Source organism: Actinoplanes sp. NPDC049548, from assembly GCF_040676695.1.
Taxonomy (GTDB): Bacteria; Actinomycetota; Actinomycetes; order Mycobacteriales; family Micromonosporaceae; genus Actinoplanes.
On the sequence record NZ_JBFAPM010000007.1, the window covers coordinates 1 to 21,852 of the forward strand.

General features: G+C 71.3%; 22 protein-coding genes. 10 read left to right on the forward strand and 12 right to left on the reverse strand.

Translation table 11 applies throughout. The features are described 5' to 3' along the window. Positions 1-457 precede the first annotated feature (457 nt). Together AB0J80_RS15590 and AB0J80_RS15595 are read left to right on the forward strand one after the other, a co-directional pair. Positions 458-688, forward strand: coding sequence for a hypothetical protein (locus AB0J80_RS15590; RefSeq protein WP_364705090.1), 231 nt, complete (start codon positions 458-460; stop codon positions 686-688). A 388-nt stretch (positions 689-1,076) separates the two neighbouring features. After that, positions 1,077-1,883 (forward strand): hypothetical protein, encoded by an 807-nt coding sequence (locus AB0J80_RS15595; RefSeq protein WP_364705092.1) that lies wholly within the window; start codon positions 1,077-1,079, stop codon positions 1,881-1,883. A gap of 56 nt (positions 1,884-1,939) precedes the next feature. Here the strand turns inward: AB0J80_RS15595 and AB0J80_RS15600 are convergent, their stop codons facing one another. Further along, a complete protein-coding gene (locus AB0J80_RS15600; RefSeq protein ID WP_364705094.1) occupies positions 1,940-2,377 on the reverse strand; it encodes a MarR family winged helix-turn-helix transcriptional regulator in 438 nt (145 codons plus the stop codon). Between the two features lie 74 nt (positions 2,378-2,451). On the opposite strand from AB0J80_RS15600, the gene AB0J80_RS15605 reads away from it, so the two are divergent. Next, complete coding sequence (locus AB0J80_RS15605; RefSeq protein ID WP_364705095.1) at positions 2,452-2,826, forward strand: cupin domain-containing protein; 375 nt, start codon at positions 2,452-2,454, stop codon at positions 2,824-2,826. Between the two features lie 51 nt (positions 2,827-2,877). Here AB0J80_RS15605 and AB0J80_RS15610 read toward each other — a convergent pair whose 3' ends face one another. Both AB0J80_RS15610 and AB0J80_RS15615 read right to left on the reverse strand, forming a co-directional pair. Then, entirely contained in the window at positions 2,878-3,087 is a 210-nt protein-coding gene (locus AB0J80_RS15610; RefSeq protein WP_364705097.1) for a hypothetical protein, read from the reverse strand. Between the two features lie 59 nt (positions 3,088-3,146). Then, positions 3,147-3,977 (reverse strand): class I SAM-dependent methyltransferase, encoded by an 831-nt coding sequence (locus AB0J80_RS15615; protein WP_364705098.1) that lies wholly within the window; start codon positions 3,975-3,977, stop codon positions 3,147-3,149. A gap of 170 nt (positions 3,978-4,147) precedes the next feature. Between AB0J80_RS15615 and AB0J80_RS15620 the strand changes: the two genes are divergently transcribed. Both AB0J80_RS15620 and AB0J80_RS15625 read left to right on the forward strand, forming a co-directional pair. Beyond that, positions 4,148-5,419 carry an ROK family transcriptional regulator gene (locus AB0J80_RS15620; protein ID WP_364705100.1) on the forward strand — a complete coding sequence of 424 codons (1,272 nt, stop codon included), beginning with the start codon at positions 4,148-4,150 and terminating at the stop codon, positions 5,417-5,419. Positions 5,420-5,560: 141 nt separating this feature from the next. Then, the gene (locus AB0J80_RS15625) at positions 5,561-5,983 is read left to right on the forward strand and encodes a YjdF family protein (protein ID WP_364705101.1); all 423 of its coding nucleotides are present in this window, start codon (positions 5,561-5,563) and stop codon (positions 5,981-5,983) included. Between the two features lie 45 nt (positions 5,984-6,028). Here the strand turns inward: AB0J80_RS15625 and AB0J80_RS15630 are convergent, their stop codons facing one another. From AB0J80_RS15630 to AB0J80_RS15665, 8 genes are all read right to left on the reverse strand, one after another. Next, a complete protein-coding gene (locus tag AB0J80_RS15630) occupies positions 6,029-7,432 on the reverse strand; it encodes a GH1 family beta-glucosidase (protein WP_364705103.1) in 1,404 nt (467 codons plus the stop codon). A 70-nt stretch (positions 7,433-7,502) separates the two neighbouring features. Next, positions 7,503-8,513: an ABC transporter ATP-binding protein gene (locus AB0J80_RS15635; protein WP_364705104.1), complete on the reverse strand. Its 1,011-nt coding sequence runs from the start codon at positions 8,511-8,513 to the stop codon at positions 7,503-7,505. Further along, positions 8,510-9,601, reverse strand: coding sequence for an ABC transporter permease (locus AB0J80_RS15640; RefSeq protein ID WP_364705105.1), 1,092 nt, complete (start codon positions 9,599-9,601; stop codon positions 8,510-8,512). The genes AB0J80_RS15635 and AB0J80_RS15640 overlap by 4 nt, the downstream gene beginning before the upstream one ends. A 3-nt stretch (positions 9,602-9,604) precedes the next feature. Further along, positions 9,605-10,585: an ABC transporter permease gene (locus AB0J80_RS15645; RefSeq protein WP_364705106.1), complete on the reverse strand. Its 981-nt coding sequence runs from the start codon at positions 10,583-10,585 to the stop codon at positions 9,605-9,607. Continuing rightward, complete coding sequence (locus AB0J80_RS15650) at positions 10,582-11,688, reverse strand: ABC transporter ATP-binding protein (protein WP_364705108.1); 1,107 nt, start codon at positions 11,686-11,688, stop codon at positions 10,582-10,584. Before AB0J80_RS15650 ends, AB0J80_RS15645 begins: the two co-directional genes overlap by 4 nt. A gap of 81 nt (positions 11,689-11,769) precedes the next feature. Further along, complete coding sequence (locus AB0J80_RS15655) at positions 11,770-13,452, reverse strand: ABC transporter substrate-binding protein (protein WP_364705109.1); 1,683 nt, start codon at positions 13,450-13,452, stop codon at positions 11,770-11,772. A gap of 101 nt (positions 13,453-13,553) precedes the next feature. Further along, entirely contained in the window at positions 13,554-14,570 is a 1,017-nt protein-coding gene (locus tag AB0J80_RS15660; protein ID WP_364705111.1) for a LacI family DNA-binding transcriptional regulator, read from the reverse strand. Between the two features lie 194 nt (positions 14,571-14,764). After that, positions 14,765-15,601 (reverse strand): NAD-dependent protein deacetylase, encoded by an 837-nt coding sequence (locus tag AB0J80_RS15665; RefSeq protein ID WP_364705112.1) that lies wholly within the window; start codon positions 15,599-15,601, stop codon positions 14,765-14,767. 100 nt (positions 15,602-15,701) lie between these two features. Here AB0J80_RS15665 and AB0J80_RS15670 point away from each other — a divergent pair, with 100 nt between their 5' ends. The 3 genes from AB0J80_RS15670 to AB0J80_RS15680 all read left to right on the forward strand — a co-directional run bounded on the left by AB0J80_RS15670 (position 15,702) and on the right by AB0J80_RS15680 (position 18,303). Next, positions 15,702-16,064 (forward strand): hypothetical protein, encoded by a 363-nt coding sequence (locus tag AB0J80_RS15670; protein WP_364705114.1) that lies wholly within the window; start codon positions 15,702-15,704, stop codon positions 16,062-16,064. 147 nt (positions 16,065-16,211) lie between these two features. After that, positions 16,212-17,117: a hypothetical protein gene (locus tag AB0J80_RS15675; RefSeq protein WP_364705116.1), complete on the forward strand. Its 906-nt coding sequence runs from the start codon at positions 16,212-16,214 to the stop codon at positions 17,115-17,117. A 145-nt stretch (positions 17,118-17,262) separates the two neighbouring features. Continuing rightward, positions 17,263-18,303, forward strand: coding sequence for a phosphatase domain-containing protein (locus AB0J80_RS15680; RefSeq protein ID WP_364705118.1), 1,041 nt, complete (start codon positions 17,263-17,265; stop codon positions 18,301-18,303). Between the two features lie 3 nt (positions 18,304-18,306). On the opposite strand, the gene AB0J80_RS15685 is transcribed toward AB0J80_RS15680, so the two are convergent. Continuing rightward, complete coding sequence (locus tag AB0J80_RS15685; protein ID WP_364705119.1) at positions 18,307-18,486, reverse strand: hypothetical protein; 180 nt, start codon at positions 18,484-18,486, stop codon at positions 18,307-18,309. Positions 18,487-18,503: 17 nt separating this feature from the next. Here AB0J80_RS15685 and AB0J80_RS15690 point away from each other — a divergent pair, with 17 nt between their 5' ends. Both AB0J80_RS15690 and AB0J80_RS15695 read left to right on the forward strand, forming a co-directional pair. Continuing rightward, positions 18,504-19,148, forward strand: a complete 645-nt coding sequence (locus AB0J80_RS15690) for a hypothetical protein (protein ID WP_364705120.1) — start codon at positions 18,504-18,506, stop codon at positions 19,146-19,148. Positions 19,149-19,170: 22 nt separating this feature from the next. Next, complete coding sequence (locus AB0J80_RS15695; RefSeq protein ID WP_364705121.1) at positions 19,171-21,843, forward strand: AAA family ATPase; 2,673 nt, start codon at positions 19,171-19,173, stop codon at positions 21,841-21,843. The last annotated feature ends 9 nt before the right edge of the window (positions 21,844-21,852 follow it).

Genomic DNA, 21,852 nt, shown 5'->3' on the forward strand with positions numbered 1-21,852 from the left:
TGCGCAACCTGACCAACGGCAAGACCAACCACCTGAAGACCGACTCGGACGCGTTCGTCGAGGAGATCCGCAGCCTCGCCGCCGCGGGCTTGGTCACCCCGGCCCCCACCCTTGCGTGGGGCTCGGTTGCGGGTGCGGGATGGGTTGCTCGCCGCTGGGTGGGCGGCTGGGATGGTGGCTCACCTTGCGGTTCGGGGTCTGGCTGCCGCGCCGGGGTTGATGGTCGTTCGTTTGTCGGGCGGGCCGGGCTGGGCGGTGGGTCAGGCGGACGTACCGCGCCGGTTCTGGTTGGTGGGGTGCGATCAGCGGGGCCGATCGCTTGTCGCGGTCCGGTCATCGTGCGGCGGCCGCTTTGCTCTGCCGTCCACGGCGGCTGGGGTCGGGTCAGGCCGCAGGTCGGGTCGAGACGGCCGGGGCGGGGTCTGCAGGACTTTGCCGGCACACGCATACTCAGGACATGAGCCTCAACGATCACCGCTCCGCGCCACCACTGTGGACGGGGCTGCCGCAGACGGCGTACAGCGCACTGACTCCTGCTGGTGAGGTGGAACAGGCGGCCAAGGTTGCCGAAGGGTTCCGTCAGCGGCGCCAGGGGTGGCGGCGGGTTGTCTTCGTCGCCGGGGTGGGCGTTCTGGGGCTTATGGCCGTTTTTATGCTCGTGTTCGCTCTCTTCGGTTCTTCCTCGTAAGAAGGCGTGGAGGGGAGAGGCTTCCCGCCCTCCTTCGATGAGGAACGAGCCGCTGGGCGACCGGACCCCGGCCACGCTCGTCTCAGGATCTTCGACGGAGCATAACTAGCTGTAACTGACATTCATCACGCACAGTGTTTACTTGTGTGACGGGAATGGCGCTGGGCGCCTCGCGAGCCGGCAGGGGTGCCGCCGGCCGCGTTTCCTTCGGCTCTCGCGTTCGGAATGGGTGCGAAATTGCCCGGAACCTGATCCGGAAAGGGCTCATCGGCACCCGGATGTGGAACGGGCGTGGGGGCCTGGGGGAGGCTCGGCTGTCCATCGCATGAGTGGGTCTTGTCCGGTTGGGGGAGGTTAGCCGGAATGGTGAACACTACTGTGCGTAGTTATGGAAAACCTCAAGACACGCAGTGTTACTAGCCGTCGCCGCTTCCTCTCGGTGCTTGCCGCGGGCGTCGCTCTCGGGGCCGTGGTGTCGACCGGGGTGTCGGCGCCTGCTCTGGCGGCGGTGTCCGAGGCCGGTACGGACCTGTCCGGGTGGACGAACGTGGTGGGTGACGGGGTGTTCGCCGCCTCCGGCCAGGCGCCGGTCACCAGTGCCGACATCGCCGTCGAGAACCGGGGAGCCGACTCACGCCTGCGTGCCAACGTCCAGAACCGCGGCATCATGGCGCACGTGATCTCGTTCAAGCGGGTCACCGACGTGTCGATGATGAAGACGGTGCACCAGGCCGGCTTCTCGTTCCAGATGCCGTACGTGCCCTCCACCGCCGGCGGTCCCCGCAACGCGCAGACCGTCGAGGGTGGCCTGTTCGTCTGGGACGGCATCAACACGCGCGTCGACCACGGTACGGCCTTCCAGTGGGTGCTCAACCCGTGGCAGTCGAACTTCGGCCAGATTCGCGTCTGGACCAGCGCCAATGGGGGCAGCTGGGCGGCCGCCGGATACCTGAAGCCGGACACCGCGCTGCACAACGTGTCGATGATGGTGGACCCGGTGAACCGCAAGGTGAAGCTGGTCATCGACGGTGTCGACATGAACGCGCCGTACTCGGTGACGCCCAAGAGCGGCTGGGGCACCGACGTGTCCGCCCGCCTGCAGATCGAGACCATCTCGCTCTACCCCGGTGCCACGGCGACGTGGGGTCCGCAGCAGGAGCTGCTGGCTCGCAACTGGAGCTGGACCCGGCAGTAATCTCGACGGTCGTCCGACTGCGTGATGCGGCCCCTGGAGTGTTTCCGGGGGCCGCATCACCATGTGGGTCGCACCCGCCCGGGGGTCGCGAGCTTGGAGAGGTCCTGCCGCAGGGTTGCCAGGCGTTCGGGTCCGAGCTGCTCGGCCCAGGGCCGGAGGACCTCCTCGGCGGCTTCGTCGGCCGCTCTTGTGCAGGCGCGGCCCTTCTCGGTGAGCACGATCAGGCGTGCGCGGGCGTCGTCCGGGTGCGGCCGGCGTTCCACATAGCCCTTCTTCGCCAGGTCTTCCACCATCTGGCTCGCCGCCTGTTTGGTCACGTCCAGGTGCTCGGCCAGTTGCATCACCGTGGCTCCGTCGCCGGCGAGGCGGGCGAAGGCGAAGCCGTGGGCCGGCCGGAGGTCCGTGAAGCCGCGGGCGCGTACCCCGGCGTCGATGCCGTCCACCAGGGCCCGTGCCGCGCTCAGCAGGAGCACCGGCAGATCGAGGAGTTGCACGGGCACCAGTTTGACAGATGGGTCAAGCTGCTTGACTATATGGTCAAGCTGATTGACTAAATGGAGGTTCGGAGATGACGGTCGTTCGTGAGCGGGACGCGGTCGAGCACCACCTGCACGGTGCGACGTTCCGGTCGTTCGTGGCTCCCGCCCGGGGGAGCCGGGAGTTGTGTGCCTGGCGGCTGGAGATCGCCGACGGCACCGTCGGGGTGCCCCACCGGGTCAGCCGGGAGGAGGTCGTCCTCGTGCTCTCCGGGCAACTGACGGCGACCATCGACGGAGTGGCCGCCACGGTACGCGCCGGGGAGGCCGCTTTCGTGCCGTCCGGGGCGGAGTTCGCCGTCGACAACACGTCCGGCGGTCCCGCCGCCGCCTGGGTGACCACCAGCGTGGGGCTGACGGCCACGCTCGCCGACGGTTCGACGATCAGCCCGCCGTGGGCGGCCTGACGGCGGGGACCGGAGATCTGTCCCCGCCGTGGGCGGACGTGCCCGGGCCGTCTACTTCGACGGCTCGGGGATGTCGCACTTGACCTTGGGGTTGACGCCCAGCCAGTTCAGCGGGCCCGCCACCACGGTGACGATGACCGTGCCGGCCTCGGCGCAGCTGGCGTCGCCGGTGTCCTTGAAATAGCCGCGCTCGAACGCGGCGACAACGCCGAGCACGAGCCAAATGATGACGATGATTCCGCCGATCGATCCAACGCGCATCGGGGGCTCCTATACGAGGTGGGGGAGTGGCCCGCGAGATACCCCGTACCCGATGATCTCTAAACGGCCGTGCGCACCGCCTGGAGGGTGTAGGTGTGCGGCAGCCGCCGTGGGCGTTCGGTGACCTGCCACTCGCCGCCCGGCAGCAGGGTCATCCGGCCCGGCAGGGCCTCCCAGGGCACGCTGTCGTGCTCGACCAGGCCGGTGATCGTCATGCCCGCCTCGAGCAGGGCGGTGACGATCTCGCCGAGGCCGTGGTTCCACTCGTGGGTGGTGGTGTGCTCGAACGTGTGGTCCGTGTCGACGTAGGTGCCGCCGTCGTCCCAGACCGTCGGCTCGGCGTGCTCGAAGTAGGGGTACTCGAGCACGAGCAGGTCGTCCTCCCGCTCGTCCTGCAGCGACCACAGCACCGGGTGGCCCTCGCGGATGAACAGCCGGCCGCCCGGTCGTAGCAGGGTGGCCACGACCTGCGCCCAGCGGCGGATGTCGGGCAGCCAGCCGAGCGCCCCGATGCCGGTGTAGACCAGGTCGAAGGAGCCGGCGTCGAGCACGTCGGGGGCGCCGTACAGGTCCGACTCGACGAAGTCGACCGGGGTGCCGGAGGCCGCCGAGAGCTTGCGGGCCTCCGCGAGAGACGCCGGGGAGAAGTCGAGGCCGGTCATCGTGGCGCCGAGCCGGGCCAGCGACACGGTGTCCGTACCGATATGGCATTGCAGATGAACGGCCCGCAGGCCCGCGATGTCCCCGAGCAGCGGCCGGTCGAAGGTGACGACGTCGCTCAGATGGTGCGGGTCGCGGGTGAAGGCGGCGAGGTTGTAGCCGGCCGAGGCGGCGTGGGCCGGCGCCCGTTCGTCCCAGTTGGCCCGGTTCACGTCCCGGTAGTCGGTCATGAGCTGGAGACGGTAGAGCACGAGACGGCCGTCCGCGCCATGGTTTCCGCGGGGTGCGTGGCACATGATGAGGCGGAGCCTTCCGTCCGGTCGTGGGTGGCGGTGGGGCGGTTGGGTTGGCGTAGCGTTTAATGGCGGGTCGGCGAACGTGGATTGAAGGCGGGTGCGGGTTGGAGACCAGGCGTACGACGGTGCGGGACGTCCGCCGAGCGAACCGGGCCAGCCTGCTCACCGATCTCTTCCACGGCGGTCGCCAGAGCCGCCAGGAGCTCGGCGACACCACGGCGCTGAGCCAGGCGAGCGTCAGCAACCTCATCGGCGAGATGATCGAGGAGGGGCTGGTCGAGGAGGCCGGCCTGGTCGGCTCGGACGGCGGCCGGCCGCGGGCGCTGCTGCGCGTCGCGCCCGGCTTCGGCTACGTCGCCGGTGCCGACGTGGGCGAGACCAGGGTCACGGTCGAGCTGTACGACCTCGCGATGTCCCGCCTCGGCTTCGCCCAGTTCTCACTGAACTCCGACGATGCGGACGGCGGTCGCCCCGATCCCGCCCTGGCCGCCGCGAAGCTGCTCGAGGGCCTCGACGCGGTCGTCGCCGAGGCGGGCATCGAGAAGTCCTCGGTGCTGGGGTTCGGTGTCGGCGTGGCCGGTGTCGTCGACCAGACCGGTGAGGCACCGGTCGTGCACTCGCAGACGACCGGCTGGGAGGGGGTGCCGCTCGGGCGGATGCTGCGCGACGGCACCGACGTCCCGATCTTCGTGGAGAACGGCGCGAAGACCGTCGGCCAGGCCGAAATGTGGTTCGGCGCCGGCCGCGGGGCGCGGCACGCGGTCATCGTCATGGTGGGTACGGGGGTCGGCGCCGCGGTCGTGATGGACGGACGCAGCTACCGCGGTGCCCACAGCAACGCGGGCGAGTGGGGACATACCACCCTCGTGTACGACGGGGACGTGTGCCGGTGCGGGGCCAAGGGGTGCCTGGAGGCGTACATCGGCTCGGACAAGGTGATCGCCCGCCTGGCGGAGGCGACCGGCCAGGCGCCCGACCCCAAGCTGCTCCATCGGGTGCTGGCGGCGGAGGGTGAGCTCGACGAGGCGGTGGCCGAGGTGATCCGGCAGACGGTCGGCTACCTGGGCGCCGGCATCGCGGGTCTGGTCAACCTGTTCTCGCCCGAGCGCATCGTGCTCGGCGGCCCGGCGGGCTTGGCCCTGGGAGAGCGCTTTCTTCCGGACATTCGGGATGCGGCCTCGCGAAATGCGCTGCGGCACCCGTACTCGCGTACCCGGATCGACCTCTGCCAGCTGGGACCCGACGCGGTCGCGATGGGCGCGGCCACCCTGCCGATCGCCCGCCTGCTCGCCGACGGCGGCCTGCCCGCGGCGGCCGGGCCGGCGCCGATGTCCCGGGCCGCGCACCGCCGCTCCTTGAGCCGCGGCCGGCACTGAGGTCTATTCTGGACGGGCGCGAAAACACTGCCCCGTCGGTAGTCGGGGCGTCGCCCCTCCCGGGTGGCCCGTCTCCTGCCGGTCGCGTCGTCGACCGGTTGTCCAGCGCAGGACGAACCATGCCTGCGCTGAGGAGACACGATGGCAACGATGACGGTGTACTTCGACGACCCGTTCTGGGTCGGCGTGCTCGAACTGCTCGACGGCGACGAGGTCCGTGCCACCCGGCACGTGTTCGGTGCGGAGCCGACCGATGCGGAGCTCTACCAGTTCCTGCTTCGCCACGGCGGTGCCCTGTTGACGAACGCCCAGGACAGCCCGGCCGTGCCGGTGGCGAAGGTGCCGCCGCCGGGGACGCGCAACCCGAAGCGGGCTGCCCGCGCGGCTGCCCGGGCCGCCGCCGAGTCCCGGCCGAGCACCGCCGCGCAGGACGCCATGCGCAAAGCCACGGAACTGCGCAAACAGGCGTCGGCGGAGCGGGGCCGGGAGAACCGGGCGGCGCACGACGAGCATCGCCGGCAGCGGCGGCGTGCCAAGTCCCGTGCGCGACGTCGAGGTCATTGACCTGACACAGCAGGGCGCGACATGGGTCGCGCCCTGCTGAAGCCGTCAGCCGTTGCGGTGCCGGCTGATCGTGTCGCGGTACCACAGGGCCGACTGCTTCGGCGTACGCTGCTGCGTCTCGTAGTCCACGTGCACGATGCCGAACCGCTTCGCGTACCCCTCGGCCCACTCGAAGTTGTCCAGCAGCGACCACGCGAAGTACCCGCGGATGTCCGCGCCCTGCTCGCGGGCCGCCGCCACCGCCGCGATGTGCTCCGCCAGGTATGACGTGCGGTCGTCGTCCGCCACGAAGCCGGACTCGTCGGCGGTGTCGTGGAACGCCGCGCCGTTCTCGGTGACGACGATCGGCAGGCCGGGGTAGTCCCGGTGCAGGCGGACCAGCAGCTGGGTGAAGCGTTCCGGGGTGATCGGCCAGTCCATCGCCGTGCGGGGGCGGTCCGGGATCACCGCCCGGACGACGGGGTTGCCGTCGGCGTCGGTCGTGCTGCCGTCCTCGTCGGTGCCGCTGAAGTCCTGGCCGAAGTAGAAGTTGACGCCCAGCACCTCGAACGGCGTGGAGATGATGTCCAGGTCGCCGTCCTGCACGGGGAAGGTCGAGCCTCGGGCCGCCAGCTCCGCCACCATGTCCTGCGGGTACTCACCCTTGCGCAGCGGGTCCAGGTAGACGCGCAGGCCCATGCCGTCGGCGCGGCGGGCGGCGTCGCGGTCCGCCTGGCTGTCGGTGGCCGGGTCGGCCGTACCCATGTTGAGGGTGATGCCGAACGTGTGGTCGCGGGTCGCCGCGGCCCGCATCCGCTGGGTGGCGAGGCCGTGGCCGAGCAGCAGGTGGTGCACCGCCGCGAGGCCCGCGTCGAAGTCCTTGCGGCCCGGGGCGTGCACGCCCGTGACGTAGCCCAGCCACGCCGAGCACCACGGCTCGTTCATCGTGGTCCACGTCTCGACGCGGTCGCTCAGCTTGTCGAACACCATCATCGCGTAGTCGGCGAAACGGTACGCGGTGTCGCGGTTGGGCCAGCCGCCCGCATCCTCGAGCTCCTGCGGCAGGTCCCAGTGGTACAGCGTCACCCACGGGTCGATGCCCGCGGCCAGCAGCTCGTCGGTCAGCCGGTCGTAGAAGGCCAGGCCGGCCTGGTTCACCGGGCCGCGTCCGCGCGGCTGGACCCGGGGCCAGGCCACCGAGAACCGGTACGTGTCCACGCCCAGGCTCTTGATCAGGGCGACGTCCTGCGGCATCCGGTGGTAGTGGTCGCACGCCACGTCACCGTTGTCGCCGCCCACGACGGCGCCGGGTACCCGGCAGAACGTGTCCCAGATGGACGGTGTCCGGCCGTCCTCGGCGACGGCTCCCTCGATCTGGTACGAGGAGGTGGCGACGCCCCACTTGAACGACGGGGGGAAGTCGGCCGCGGGCAGGAGCAGCCCGGGGGCGGAGCTGGCGGTGGGGTTCATGCTTCTCCTGGTGGGGATGGATAGGAGACGGCCCCGGCGGAGCAGGGCCGGGGCCGTCGGATTCCGGGGTCTAGCCGACCGGTTGCTTGACCGGGTGGAGCCAGCAGGCCACGGTCCGCGTCGACCCGTCCGGGGTGTCCGGGTTGCCGAGCACCGGGATGTTGTCGGCGCACGGGTCGAACACCTTGGGGCAGCGCGGGTGGAACGAGCAGCCGGTAGGCATGCCCTTCAGGTCCGGCGGCGAGCCGGGGATGCCGCTGAGCTCCCGGCGCGGGCCGCGCAGTGCCGGGAAGGAGCTGAGCAGGCCGGCGCTGTACGGGTGCAACGAGTCCCGGTACAGCGACGTGGCCTGCGCCTCCTCGACGATCCGGCCGCCGTACATGATGGCGATCCGGTTCGAGAACTCGACCAGCAGGGACAGGTCGTGGGTGATGAAGATGACCGAGAAGCCCAGCCGCTCCCGCAGCTCGATGAGCTGGCCGAGGATCTGCCGCTGCATCACCACGTCCAGGGCGGTGGTCGGCTCGTCCATGATGACCACCTGCGGCTGCAGGATCAGCGCCATGCCGATCATCACGCGCTGCCGCATGCCGCCGGAGAGCTGGTGCGGGTAGGCGTCCATCCGGTCCGGGGAGATGCCGACGAGCTTGAGCATCTCGCGGGCCCGGGCGTTGCGGCTGTGCGCCGTCATCTTCGGCTCGTGGGCCTGGAGGACATCGGTCAACTGCGTGGAGATCTTGTGTACGGGGTTGAGCGAGTTCATCGCCCCCTGGAACACGATCGCCGTCTCCGCCCACCGGAACTTGCGCAGTCCGTTGTCGTCGAGGCTGAGCACGTCGTACGGCTCGCCGTTCTCGGGGTGGTAGATGACCTCGCCGCCGCTGATCACGCCCGGCGGGGCGAGCAGCCGGGTGAGGCCGTACGCGAGGGTGGACTTGCCGGAGCCCGACTCGCCGGCCAGGCCGAGGACCTCGCCGCGGTGCAGCGTCAGGTTGACGTCGCGGACCGCGTGCACCGCCTGGTCGCCCAGGCCGTAGTCCACGTTGAGGTTCTTGATCTCGAGGACGGGATCGCCGCTCACTGCGTGGCCTCCTTGCTGCCGCGGTTCACCGGCGTCGCCGCCGCTGTGTTGATCGTGGGGATCGGCCGCGCGTGGGTGTGCGGCGCCGACGAGTTGCTCAGGACCGGGGTGAAGCCGACGCGCATCCGTACCGTGTGGCCGGAGGCGGTCTTGACCTTCGTCTTGCCGGCGCTGCGCAGGCGGGGGCTGACGAACTCGTCGATGCCGAAGTTGATCAGCGACAGGGCGGTGCCGAGGAACGCGATCGCCAGACCGGCCGGAACGAACCACCACCAGGCGTGCTGGGCCAGCGCCTGCTGGCTCTGCGCCCAGAACAGGATCGTGCCCCAGTTCCACTCCGACACCGTGCCGATGCCGATGAAGGCGAGGGTGATCTCGGAGGTGACGGCGAAGATGACCGTACCGACGAAGCCGGAGGCGATGATCGCGGTGAGGTTGGGCAGGATCTCGAAGAGGATGATCCGCCAGGTCTTCTCGCCGTTGGCCCGGGAGGCCTCGACGTAGTCGCGGCGCCGCAGCGACAGGGTCTGCGCCCGCAGGATGCGCGCGCCCCAGGCCCAGGACGTGAGACCGATGATGAGGGCGACCAGGACGTCACCGCCGCCGGGAACCGCCGCCGTCACGATGATGATCAGGGGAAGCGCCGGGATGACCAGGAAGACGTTGGACAGCGCCGAGAGGCTCTCGTCCCAGCCGCCCGAGAGGTAGCCCGCCGTGACGCCGATGAGCACGGAGAAGACCGTGGCGATCACGCCGGCGGCTAGGCCGACGAGCATGACCCCGCGGGTGCCGACCAGGACCTGGCTGAACACGTCCTGACCGAGGTGCGTGGTGCCGAACCAGTGGTCGGCCGAGGGCGGCGCCGTCAGCGCCGAGCTGCGCGCGTCCGGGTCGTAGGGTGCGACCCACGGTCCGATGATCGCGAAGAGGATGTAGATGCCGAGCACGATGAGGCCGGTGGCGGCCTTGGCGTTGGAGACGAAGCGGAACCGCTTGCGCTTGGCCTTCGCCGGCTTCGCCGTCTCGGGCTGCGCCATCGCCCCCTGCCCGGGGATGACCTGCTCGACGCTCGAGGTAGGAATGGTCACCGGTCAGCCCTCCTTGCGGGTACGCGGGTCGAGCAGCAGGTAAGCGATGTCGGCCACGAGGTTCGCCACGAGCACCGAGATGGTGATGACGAGGAAGATGCCCTGCATCAGCGGGTAGTCCTTGGCGCCGACCGCTCGGAACAGCAGGAACCCCAGACCCGGGTAGGAGAAGACGATCTCGACCAGCAGCGTGCCGCCGACGATGAAGCCCAGCGCCAGAGCGAAGCCCGAGACGTTGGGCAGCAGCGCGTTGCGGGCCGCGTAGCCGAGCGCCACCCGGCGTTCCGGAAGGCCCTTGGCGTGCGCGACGGTGATGTAGTCCTCCGCCGCGACGGTGACCATCATGTTGCGCATGCTCAGGATCCAGCCGCTGACCGACGAGATGAGGATCGTCAGCGCGGGCAGCAGGCTGTGCCGGATGGCGCTCGGGATGAAGAACTGGTCCCAGGCCGGCACCAGGCCGGGCTCGTAGCCGCCGGAGGACGGGAAGAAGCTGTCCGGTCCGGTCAGCAGGTAGATCGCCAGCAGGCCGAGCCAGAAGTACGGCACCGAGGACAGGAACGTGGTGGTCGGCAGCAGGCCGTCGATCCACGAGCCGCGCCGCCATCCGGCGATCACGCCCAGGCCGGTGCCGATCAGGAAGCTGATGATGGTGGTGATGCCCACCAGTGCCACGGTCCAGGGCAGCGCGTCGGAGATGACGTCGGAGACCGCGGCCGGGAAGGCGGTGAACGACAGGCCGAGGTCGCCGTGGAACAGCTGCTTCCAGTAGTCGACGTACTGGCTCCAGAGGCTGGCGTCCTTGTCGAGGCCGAACAGCACGTAGAGCGAGTCGATCGCGTCCGAGCTCATCTGGCCCTGGTAGCGGGCGAGCAGCGACTTGACCGGGTCGCCCGGGATCATCCGCGGGATGAAGAAGTTGATGGTGATCGCGGCCCACGCCGTGAAGACGTAGAACAGGATCCGCTGGAGCAGGTACCTCATCGGGCGCCCTCCACCTTGACGATGCCGGCGGCGGCGGCCGATCCCGGCTCCTGCGCGGCGACGGTGGCCTCGTCGTACAGCCAGCAGGCGGCCCAGTGGCCGGGGGCGTCGCCGATCTCGAGGCGGACGGGAAGGTCGGTGGTGCAGCGCGGCATCGCCATCGGGCAGCGCGGGTGGAACCGGCAGCCGGCGGGCGGGCGGATCAGGCTGGGCGGCTCGCCGTTGCCGCGGTCGCCGGTGTCCTCGAGCATGTTGTGGATGCGGTCCGGGTCCGGCGCCGACTCGATCAGGAGCCGGGTGTACGGGTGGGCCGGCGACTGCGTGACGCTCTCGCTGTCGCCGCCCTCGACCATCCGGCCCGCGTACATCACGAGCGTCTCGTCGGCGAAGTAGCGCGCCGACGCGATGTCGTGGGTGATGTACAGGATGGCGAGGTTGAGCCGTTCTTTGAGGTCCTTCAGCAGGTTGAGCACGCCGAGGCGGATCGAGACGTCCAGCATGGACACGGGTTCGTCGGCCAGCAGCGCCTCAGGGTTCGCGCCCAGTGCCCGGGCGATCGCCACGCGCTGCCGCTGGCCGCCGGAGAGCTCGTGCGGGAACTTGTCCAGGTAGCGCTCGGGCGGGGTCAGGCTGACCCGCTGGAGCAGGTCCGTGAGCGCGCGCTCGAGGTCCGCCGCGGACGAACCGGCGTTGCCGTGGATCTTCAGCGACCGGGTCAGGTGGTACCGGATGGTGTGCACCGGGTTCAGCGAGGCGAACGGGTCCTGGAAGATCATCTGGACCCGCCGGACGTACGCCCGGAACTGCCGGCCGCCCTTGACGCGGGTCGACTGCCCGTGCAGCTGGATGTCGCCACCGGTGCGCGGGTACAGCTGCGACAGCAGGCGCGCGACCGTGGACTTGCCGGAGCCGGACTCGCCGACCAGCGCGACCACCCGACCGCGCCGCAGCGTCAGGTTCACGTCGTCGACCGCGTGCACGGCGTCGTGCTCGCGCTTGAACAGGTCGCGCAGCTTCCGGCGGACGGGGAAGTGCTTGGTCAGGCCGATCGCCTCAAGCACCACCTCGTTGGCCGGCGCTTTCGCGTCGGGGCTCAACGTCATGCCGAGTTCCTTAGAGAAAGGGGGGTCACAACCGCCGCGGTGCCGCCCCCGGGACGCGGGTCCCGGGGGCGGCGGAGCGGATCAGGAGTTGGCGGGCTTGAGGTGCAGGACGACGTCCAGGGCGTTGGCCTGCGTGGGCTGGCCGGCGCCGTAGGGGTTGGTGTCGTCGGGCCAGCCGACCCAGTTCTTGGTGCTGTACGCCATGCCGACGTTGTCCGCGCCGACCGGGATCATCGGAACCTGCTCGACGAAGACCTTCTGCAGCGTGTTGATGGCGGTGGTGCGGGCCGCGTCGTCCGAGGCGTTCGCGTAGTCCTGGATCGCCTTGGTCGCGTCGTCGTTCTTGAAGCGGCCGAAGTTACCCGCCGGGGACGCGGTGCCGACCGGCTTGAGCAGCTTGCCGTCCATCACCGTCTGGTAGATGTCCCACGGAGTCGAGCCACCGTTGGTCCAGCGGAAGGTGGCGTCGAAGTTGCCCTCCTCCACGTTGCGGAACCAGGCGTCCTGGTTGGCCTTGTCGACCGTGGCCTGGATGCCGATCTCGGCGAGGTTGCTCTTCACGATCTCGAGCGAGGTCTGGTAGTCGGACCAGCCGCTCGGGTCGGTCAGGGTGAGCTTGACCGGCTTGCCGCTCGGGTCGTTCAGCGTGGTGCCGTTCAGCTTGTAGCCGGCCTGCTCGAGCAGGGTCTTGGCGCCCGCCACGTCGACGGCGTGGTTCTTGCCCTTGTACTCCGGCGCGATGAACGCGTCACCGGCCGGCGTCGGCAGACCGGTCACGCTGGTGACCAGCGGGTGGAAGTAGCCGGCCTCGGCCTGGTTGAAGATGTCCTCGCGGTTGACGACCATGTTCATCGCCTGGCGCAGCTTCGGGTCGTCGAACGGCTTCTTGGTGGTGTTGATGTAGAGGCCGTGGATGCCGAGCACCGGCGGCGCCCAGACCTTGTAGTGGGCCGGGTCCTTGTCGATGAAGACCGTCTTGTAGTTGGGGATGAAGACGAAGCTCCACTCGTTGGAGCCGTCCGACAGGGCGGTCGTCTGCGCGTTGTTGTCGGTGTACGACGTGTAGCGCAGCTCCTTGACCTGGGGCAGGTCCTGCCAGTAGCCATCGGTGCGCACCGACAGCGTGGTGGTCTGCGGGGTGAAGGTCTTCAGCGTGTACGGGCCGGAGCCGATCGGCTTCTTGTTCGGGTCCTTGGTGGGGTCGCTGATCTTCTCCCAGACGTGCTTGGGCACGATCGGGGTCTGGCCCAGCCACTTGTCCTTGTAGACGAACATCGAGCTGGTGAACGTCACGGTGACCTGGTTGCCGTTGGCGGAGATCTCGCCGTACGGGGTGGCACCGCTGTTGAGCGCCTCGTTCTTCTTGATCAGGTTGAAGGTGAAGGCGACGTCGTCACCGGTGACCTTCTGCCCGTCCGACCAGGTCGCGTTGTCCCGGACGGTGATGACGACCTTCTTGTAGTCGGGCGACCACTCGGCGCCGGTGGCGAGCCACGGCTTCGACGGGTCGGCCGGCTTCACCGGGTTCCACATCATGAGGGGCTCGTAGATCATCCAGCGGTAGCCCAGCGAGGCGCCCGCCGACGTGCTCAGGAAGGGGTTGTGGTTCTCGGTCTGCGGGCCGTTCGGCATGCCCACGGTGAGGAACGTGTTGCCGCCCGAGGCGTTCTTGTTGCCCGCGTTCGGCGAGTCGCTGCAGGCGGCGAGCCCGCCCGAGGCGAGCACGCCCGCCAGGGCGACCGCGAACAGTTTCCTTCTCTGCATCTCTAGATCTCCTCAGGGTATTGCGATCGGGTGAGAGGGGTGCCCGAGGAAGGGCGGCGGTACGGCCGGACGCCTAGGCAACCGGCGAGTGCGGTCGGTGGTCAAACAGTGGCCGGGCCCGCGCCCGTGGAGCCGCGGGCCATGAACGTGGCGGGAATGACGGTCGGTCGGTTGGGCAGGGGTGAGCCCTCGAAGTGGGCGAGCAGCGTGCGTGCCGCGGCCTCGCCCATCTCGCGCAACGGTTGGTGCACGGTGGTGAGTGGCGGCTGGGTGTGCGCCGCCAGGGGAATGTCGTCGAAGCCCACCACCGCGACGTCCTGCGGGATGCGCCGGCCGCTGTCGAGCACGGCCTGCATGGCGCCGGTGGCGGAGAGGTCGTTGTGGGCGAAGACCGCGTCGAAGTCGAGGCCCGCCTCGATGGCGGCGTTCACGCCCTCGAAGCCGCAGGCGATGGTGAAGTCGCCGGGCAGGTGGTGGCTCGCCGGGATCGGGTGGCCGGCCTCGGCGAACTCGGTGGCGAAGCCCTCGAGCCGCTGGACGGTGCAGCCGAAGCGCTCCGGACCGGCGATCACCAGCGGCTTGTGCCGGCCGATCTCGAGCAGGTGCCGGGCGGCGGCGCCGGCTCCGGTGAAGTTGGTGGTGCCCACGCTCGGGATCTGGCCGGGCTGGACGTCCCGGTCGTCGATGAGCACGACCGGAAGGCCCCGGGCGTGCAGCGTGGCGATGTAGTCGAGGGTGCCCTCGGGCTCGATGACCAGCAGCCCGTCGAAGCTCTTGGCGGAGACCTGCGCGCCGAACTGGCGCATCGACTCCTCACCGCGGTTGCAGGTGAACAGCAGCAGCCCGTAGCGCTCGGTCTCCAGCACGTCGACCGCGCCCTGCAGCACCTCGCCGATCCACGGCCAGGTGAGCGAGGGGACGAGCATGCCGACGACCCGGGTACGCCCGCGGGCCAGCCCGACGGCCCGGGAACTGGGCACGTAGCCGAGCTCCTCGATGACCGCGCGGACCCGGGCGGCGGTGGATTCGTCCAGCTCACCCTTGCCGTTCAGGACCCGGGACACCGTGGTCTTGCTGACCTTGGCGCGGGCCGCGACATCGGCGATGGTGATCGGCACTGGTCCTCCGACGTGTGTCCGTGGGGTTTCGGAACCGGTTTCGGGAGCGGTTCCGGCAGTAAACTCCGGTGAGCCCCGTCACGTCAACGCGTCGACGTCTTTATTTAGGTTTCGAGACGGTAACCACGGGGAGGCACACTCGTTATCCGGCTTTCCAAGCGGTAACGAAGGCCGCGAATCGGCCAGATGGTGTGTCAGAAGCGGACAGCGGCGCCTTCGACACGCTGGACGATCTCCGGAAGCACGCGGCCCAGCGGCGCGTCCACGATCAGCCCGGCGTACGGCTCGCCGCGCGTGACGCCCTGGTTGACGATCGCCACCCGGATGCCGTCCTTGGCGGCGCGCAGCACGAACCGGCGGCCGGACATCACCGTCAGTGATGAGCCCAGGACGAGCAACGTACGCGCCCCGGCGACGAGCTCGAAGCTGCGGCTGACCCGCTCCGGCGGCACGGTCTCGCCGAAGTAGACGACATCCGGCTTCAGCATCCCGCCGCACACCGCGCAGTTGACCACCGTGAAGCCGTCCAGCTCGGCGTCGTCGATCTCCACGTCACCGTCCGGGTTGACCGCCGACACCGCGGCTGCGAAACCCGGGTTGGCGGCGTCCAGCCGCTCCTCCAGCTCGGCGCGGCCGGTGCGTCGCCCGCAGCCCAGGCAGACGACGTATGCCAGATTCCCGTGCAGCTCCACGACACCGTGGGCCCCGCCCGCCTGGTGCAGGCCGTCGACGTTCTGAGTGATGATCCCGTCGAGCCGGCCGAGCTCCTGCAGCCGGGCGACCGCCCGGTGCCCGGCGTTGGGGCGGGCGTCACCGATCGTGCGCCAGCCGAGGTGACTGCGCGCCCAGTACCGGCGCCGGGCCACCGGGTCGCGGGTGAACACCTGGTACGTCATCGGGGTCGCCCGCCGCGCGACGCCCGAGGGGCCCCGGTAGTCGGGAATGCCGGACTCGGTGGAGAGCCCCGCACCGCTGAGCACGACCACGCCGCCGTCGCCGACCCATCCGGCCAGCTCGTCCACTCGTTCCACCCCACCATGGTCCCTCACCCGGATCACCCGCCGGAGTGGGACGAAGCACTCAGTCGATGCGATCTGTGCACGGACCTGCGGATCACGGTAAGTTGACCGGGTGACTGTCGTCGCGCGCCTGCTTCCCCGTCTCTGGGACGGGCGTCGCCTGCTGCAGTTCCTCACCGGCCTGGCGCTGATCGCCCTGGCCTTCGCGGCCCCGGCCCTGGCCGCCGTGCCGCAGCCGCCCACCCCCGCGGTCGTCGTCACCACGGTCGACGCGCCCGTCCGCGGCGCCGTGACCGACCGGGTCGCCGAGCCCGCCGCGGCCGGGACCGAGGCGGCCGACTCCGGCGCCGGCCATGCCCCGATCGTCCTCTCCGTCGACCGGGCCGGCTCCAAGCCGTTCCGCGACGGCGACGTCCGCCGCCCCGGCAGCGTCGCCCAGCGGCCGTTCTCGGGCCGCGGCCCCCCGCTCGCCTGAGCCACCCCGCTCACTGCCCGTGACATCCACCGGGCCCACTGTGTGCGCATGCCGGCGTGCCGGCGAAGTCCTTCCCACCACCGAAAGCGAACCCCCCACGCACGAGAGAAGCCGGTGTCAACCGTGGAAACCGCTGCCGTCCTTTGGATGACCTTGTTGCTCGCCGTCGCCGCCGCGACGGCCGCTTTCGCCGTCCCCCGCCGCGAGTCCCGCCCCGAGCCGGGCGGCCGGTCCGCTGCTCGGCGCGCCGGCTCGGGCCGTGGCGCCGTTGCTGCCCGCTGGGGGCTCGGTCCTCGCCCCAGCCGTCCTTGCGCGCGAGCGGTCCTTTCGGGCCGCCACGCCGAATCCCGAGGCATCGCCGACGCGGGCGGTTCCGCGTCGTCGGGCGGTTCCGCGTCCTCGGGCCGTTCCGCGTCCTCGGGCCGCTACGCCTCCTCGGATCGCTACGCGGATGAGGTCACGGCAGCGGCGGAGCAGGCCGCGGAGATCGCGCTGCGCCGGCGCCAGGCTTGGGAACACGCCCAGGAAGAGGTCGACGAGGCCTGGGCCGCCTTCGACGCCGCCGACCAGGCCGCCCGCCGGTGCACCGCCGCGGCGGCATTCCCCGTGCTGAAGCAACGCCGCACCCGCGCCGAGATCGCCGACCGCGAGCGCTTCCTGCATCGCTCCGCACTGGCCGCCTGCCGTCGTAAGGAGCTGTCGATCGCGCAGCTCAACGAGGTCCTCGCGCACCGCGACGGGTGGAATCCCCGCAAGCATCCGGTGGCTCAGGAGACCGCGCTGCGTGCCGCCGTGCGGGAGCATCGCTTCAGCGCGTACCAGGCGGCGACGCAGCGGGAGCAAGCCGCGTGGACGGAGGCCGAGAAGGCCGCTGCGGCCCTGCGCAGCCTCCGTGCCGAGGCGCTGGCGGCCCGCCTGCGTGCCGGGCGGAACCTGCGCTCCGAGGACGCGCGGCACCTGCGTGTCGAGGAGGCGCCGCGGCGTGCCGGGCAGTGGAGTCCCGCCGAGCCGGTCGCCCGCCCTGCCGCCGCCGCGACCCTCGCGGCCAGGTGAGCCGCCCGCTGACCCGCGCGGTGAGCCGCCTGGTGACGCTCCAGAGTGGACCGGTGCCCGCCGTTCACCCGTTGGGGCGCGTGATGAAAGCAGGCCAGGTACCGTCACAGGGGCGTTGACTGGCGAAAGACGGCAGGAGGGCGAAGTGTCTGGGACCCCGGCGGGCGGGCCGCCCGCCGTGCGGCTGCACCGCGCCGCACGGATCGAGGACGCCGTGCACGAGGTCGTCGAGCGCCGGCTGCGGCAGCGTGGCTGGCAGCCCGTGATCACGGCCTACACCGGGTACGGTGCGCCGGGCTGGGCGCGTGTCATGGCGCGGGTCGTACTGACCCGGCGTACGCAGGCGCGCAAGAAGCTCGAGAAGGTGCGCGGCTGGCGCAGCTTCACCACGTCGCCGGTGCACAACGCCCCGGTGCAGATCCAGGTCGGTGACCAGGTTCATGAGACGCGTACCGATCGCAGCGGTTACGTGGACACCCGGGTCACCGGCGACCTGAAGCCCGGCTGGGGGTGCGTCCGCCTGGTCACCGAGGGCGCGGAGCCGGTCGAGGCGCCGATCCGGGTGGTCGACCCGGCCAGCAAGTTCGGGCTCATCAGCGACATCGACGACACGGTGATGGTGACCGCCCTGCCGCGCCCGCTGCTCGCCGCCTGGAACACGTTCGTCCTCGACGAGCACGCGCGCACCGCGGTGCCCGGCATGGCGGTGCTCTACGAGCGGCTCGTGACCGCGAACCCCGGTGCGCCGGTCTTCTACCTGTCCACCGGCGCGTGGAACGTGGCTCCGGCGCTCAGCCGCTTCCTGTCCCGCCACCTGTACCCGGCGGGGCCGCTGCTGCTGACCGACTGGGGTCCGACCCCGGACCGCTGGTTCCGCAGCGGCCAGGAGCACAAGCGCAACACCCTGGCCCGGCTCTCCAGCGAGTTCCCCGACATCCGGTGGCTGCTGATCGGTGACGACGGCCAGCACGACCAGGAGATCTACTCGGAGTTCGCCCGGGCGCACCCGGACAACGTCGCGGCGGTGGCGATCCGCCGGCTGTCGCCGACGCAGGCCGTGCTGGCCGGCGCCATCCCCGGGCCGTCCGGTCAGGCGGAGGCGGTCGGCTCCGGCGGCAAGACGTGGTTCTCGGCGCCGGACGGCGCCGGCCTGTGGTCGCTGCTGCGGGACGCCGACGTTGTCTGACCGTCAGCTCTCGTCCGCCGTCGCGGCCGGGCCCTGTTCCGCCTCGGCGACCCGGGCGTGCAGCCGCTCCCGGATCTCGTCCGGCGTGTACGCACGCCGCCGCCGCTCCTGCCGTGCCAGCACCACACCCGTGGCGGCGACCCCCGCCAGCCCGGCCAGTCCCGCTACTTTCCACCAACGCATCTGCCGAGGATAGACACGTGGTTGCCGACATCAGTCTCGAAGAGGCCATCGATCTGACGCGTACGGGTGACATCTGGCTGTTCCGCGGCCGCTCGGGCCCGGACCGCGCCATCCAGGCCATGACGAACAGCCCGGTCAACCACGTCGGCATGTCCATCGTGATCGAGGACATGCCGCCGCTGATGTGGCACGCCGAGCTCGGCAAGTCGCTGCCGGACCTGTGGTCGGGCACCTTCCAGCGCGGCGTGCAGCTGCACGACCTGCGGGACGCGGTCACCGTCTGGGCCCACCGGTACGGCCAGCGGGGCTGGCTGCGCCAGCTGGAGCAGCCGGTGACCCCGGAGATGGAGGACAAGGCGCTCAAGACGGTGGCCCGGCTGGACGGCACGCCGTTCCCGTCGACGGCGCGGCTGGCCTGGCGCTGGGCGCGTGGCCGGGTGCCGCAGCTGCGCCTGCCGTGGCAGGAGTCCGAGAAGAGCGAGGGCGACCTGGAGACGGCGTACTGCGCCGAGGTGGTCGCGGTCACCTACGAGGACATGGGGCTGCTGCCGCGGGGCAAGAACCCCAACTGGTACGACCCGGGTCGCTTCTGGAGCGGCGACGACCTCGAGCTGTGCGACGGTTACCGGCTCGGAACAGAGATCGCCGTCCACACCCCCTGAGGCGGGGGAATACCCTGTCGGCGTGGGTCTCGTCGCGCGGGTGCCCGAGATCGTCACCCTGGACCGGCTGCGGGCCGCCGCGGCCGCCGGGGCGGGCGCGGCCGTGCTGGTCACGGGCGAGGCGGGGATCGGCAAGACCGCCCTGGTCGAGGAGGCCGTGGCGCGTGCCGGGGCGGCCGGTGCGACGGTCCTGACCGGACGGGCGGTTCCCGACGAGGGTGCCCCGGCGTGGTGGCCGTGGCTGCGCCTGCTCGAGGACGCTCCCGGGCTGCCGGACCTGCTGACCGCGACGCCCGCCGAGGGGGAGACGCCGGCCGCGACCCGCTTCCGGGTCGCCCAGCGGACGGTACGGGCACTGCGCGACGCCGGTCACCTCGTCCTCGTCCTCGAAGACCTGCACTGGGCCGACGCCGCCTCGATGGCGCTGCTGCGGCTGCTCTGCACGGAGATCTCGGGATCGCGGCTGCTCGTCGTCGGCACCGCCCGGGAGGCGCCCGACCTGCCCGGCGCCGAGGTGCTGCGACTCGAACCGCTCACCCCGGCCGCCGTGGGCGCGTGGCTGGCCGACCGGGCTGCCGGGCCGGTGCACCCGTCCTGGGCCGCCGAGGTGCACCGGCTCAGCGGCGGCAACCCGCTGTTCGTCCGGGAGGTGGTGCGCCGCCTGGTCCGCGCGGACCGGCTGCACCGTCCCGCCGGACCGGTCGATGTGCCGGCGGAGCTGCGCGGGCTGGTGGAGCGGCGGCTGGCGGACCTCAGCCCGGGATGCCGGGACCTGCTCGGCGGTGCGGCGGCGCTGGGTACCGAGATCGATGTGGCGGTGCTGCGCGCCGCCGCACCACACCCGGACACGGTCGACGCCCTGCTCGCCGAAGCCCTCGACGCGCGGGTGCTGACCGAGGATCCGTGGCGCCCGGCCCGGCTGCGGTTCGCGCACGAGCTGGTCCGGCAGGCGCGTTACGCCGGACTCGCCCGCGGCGAGCGGATCGCGTGGCACCACCGCCTGGCCGACGCGCTGGGAGCCCAGGCCGAACCGGGCGAGGTGGCCCGTCACCGTGTCCGGGCCGCCGTCGACCCGCCGTCGGTCGCGGCGGCGGTGGCGGCCTGCCGGGACGCGGCGGCCGCTGCCACCCGCGGACTCGACTTCGCCGAGGCCGTGCGCTGGTACGGCCACGCGGCCGACCTCGGCGCCGACCCCGCCGACCTGCTCGCCCGCGCCCGGGCCGCGTACGCCGACGGCCGCCTGGACCTGGCGACAGCCGACTGCGCCGCGGTGCTCGACGCGGGCGGTCCCAGCCTCGCCGTGGAAGCCGCCCTGGTGGTCCGCGGCGTTGCCACACCTGCCGTGCTGGTGCTCTGCGAGCGGGCGATCGCCCTGGCCGGCCGCCGGCCCCGCGTCCTGGCCCAGTACGCCTTCCAGCTCGCCGAGGCGGGCGACCTGCAGCGCGCGCACGCCATCAGCGCGGAGGCGATGGCACTGGCCGAGCGCTCGGCGGACGTGCAGGACGTGGCCGCCGCCGTGCACGCCCGGCACCAGGTCGTCGACCCTTTCGAGGACCCCGCGGAGGCGTATGCGCTCGCTGACCGCGGCTGTGCGCTGGGGCTGCCGGATGCCGAGCTCTGGGCCCGTACCTGGCTCATCGACCTGCATCTGATGGCAGGTGACCAGGCCGCCGCGGATGCCGAGACCACCCGGCTGGCCGCGCTCACCGACCGGCTGGGCTGGCCGCTCGCCCGCTGGCACCTGCTGCGGGCCCGGGCGACGCGGGCGTTGCTGGCCGGGCTCTTCACCGAGGCCGAGCGGCTGGCGCTGGAGGGCCGGGAGCTCGCGGTCCGCATGCAGGACCGGGCGGCCGCCACGGTGTTCCACGCCTTCACCGCCGACCTGGCATTCCACACTGGACGCAGCGAGCGGTTCCTCGACGAGGCGGTGCCGCTGCGCGCGGCGATGCACGAGGTCCCGGTCGCCGCGGCGCAGTTCGGCCGGATCGCGTTGGACGCGGGCCTGACCGACGTCGTGGCGGAGAGCTGGCAGAGCCTGCGGCCGGCGCTGGCCGGGCTGCCCAGGGACGGCAAGCGCACCTACATCCTCGTCACAGCGGGGGAGCTGGCCGCATCGCTGGGCGACGAGGAGGCCGCCCGGGAGTGCTACGAGCGGACCGTGCGCTACGCCCACTTCCACCTGAACACCACGACCAGTTGTTACGGCGCGGCGGCACGCCCGCTCGGCGTGATCGCCTCCCGGCTCGGCGAGCACGACACGGCGGTCGCCCACCTGGAGGCCGCGGTGGCCATGGATGCCGGGTCGCCGCCGTTCCTCGCGCACGCCCGGCTCGGGCAGGCCCGGGCGCTGGTGGCGCGTGCCGCACCGGGGGACCGGCAGCGGGCGCGCGAGGCCGCCGGGCAGGCCGTGGCCATCGCGCGCCGGCTGGGCATGACCCGGGTCGCAGCCGACGGGCAGGCTTTGGTGGACGAGACCGCCGGCGTACGCGCGGGAACCGGCGCCCTGACCGCCCGGGAGCGGGAGATCGCGCACCTGGTCGCCGACGGACTCGCCAACCGGGCCATCGCCGACCGTCTCGTGCTGTCCGAGCGGACCGTGGAGACCCACGTCCGCAACCTGCTGGCCAAGCTCGGCCTGACCAACCGCACTCAGGTCGCGGCCTGGGTACGTACCGTTTCTCAGCACTGGCACTGAGGTCCGATC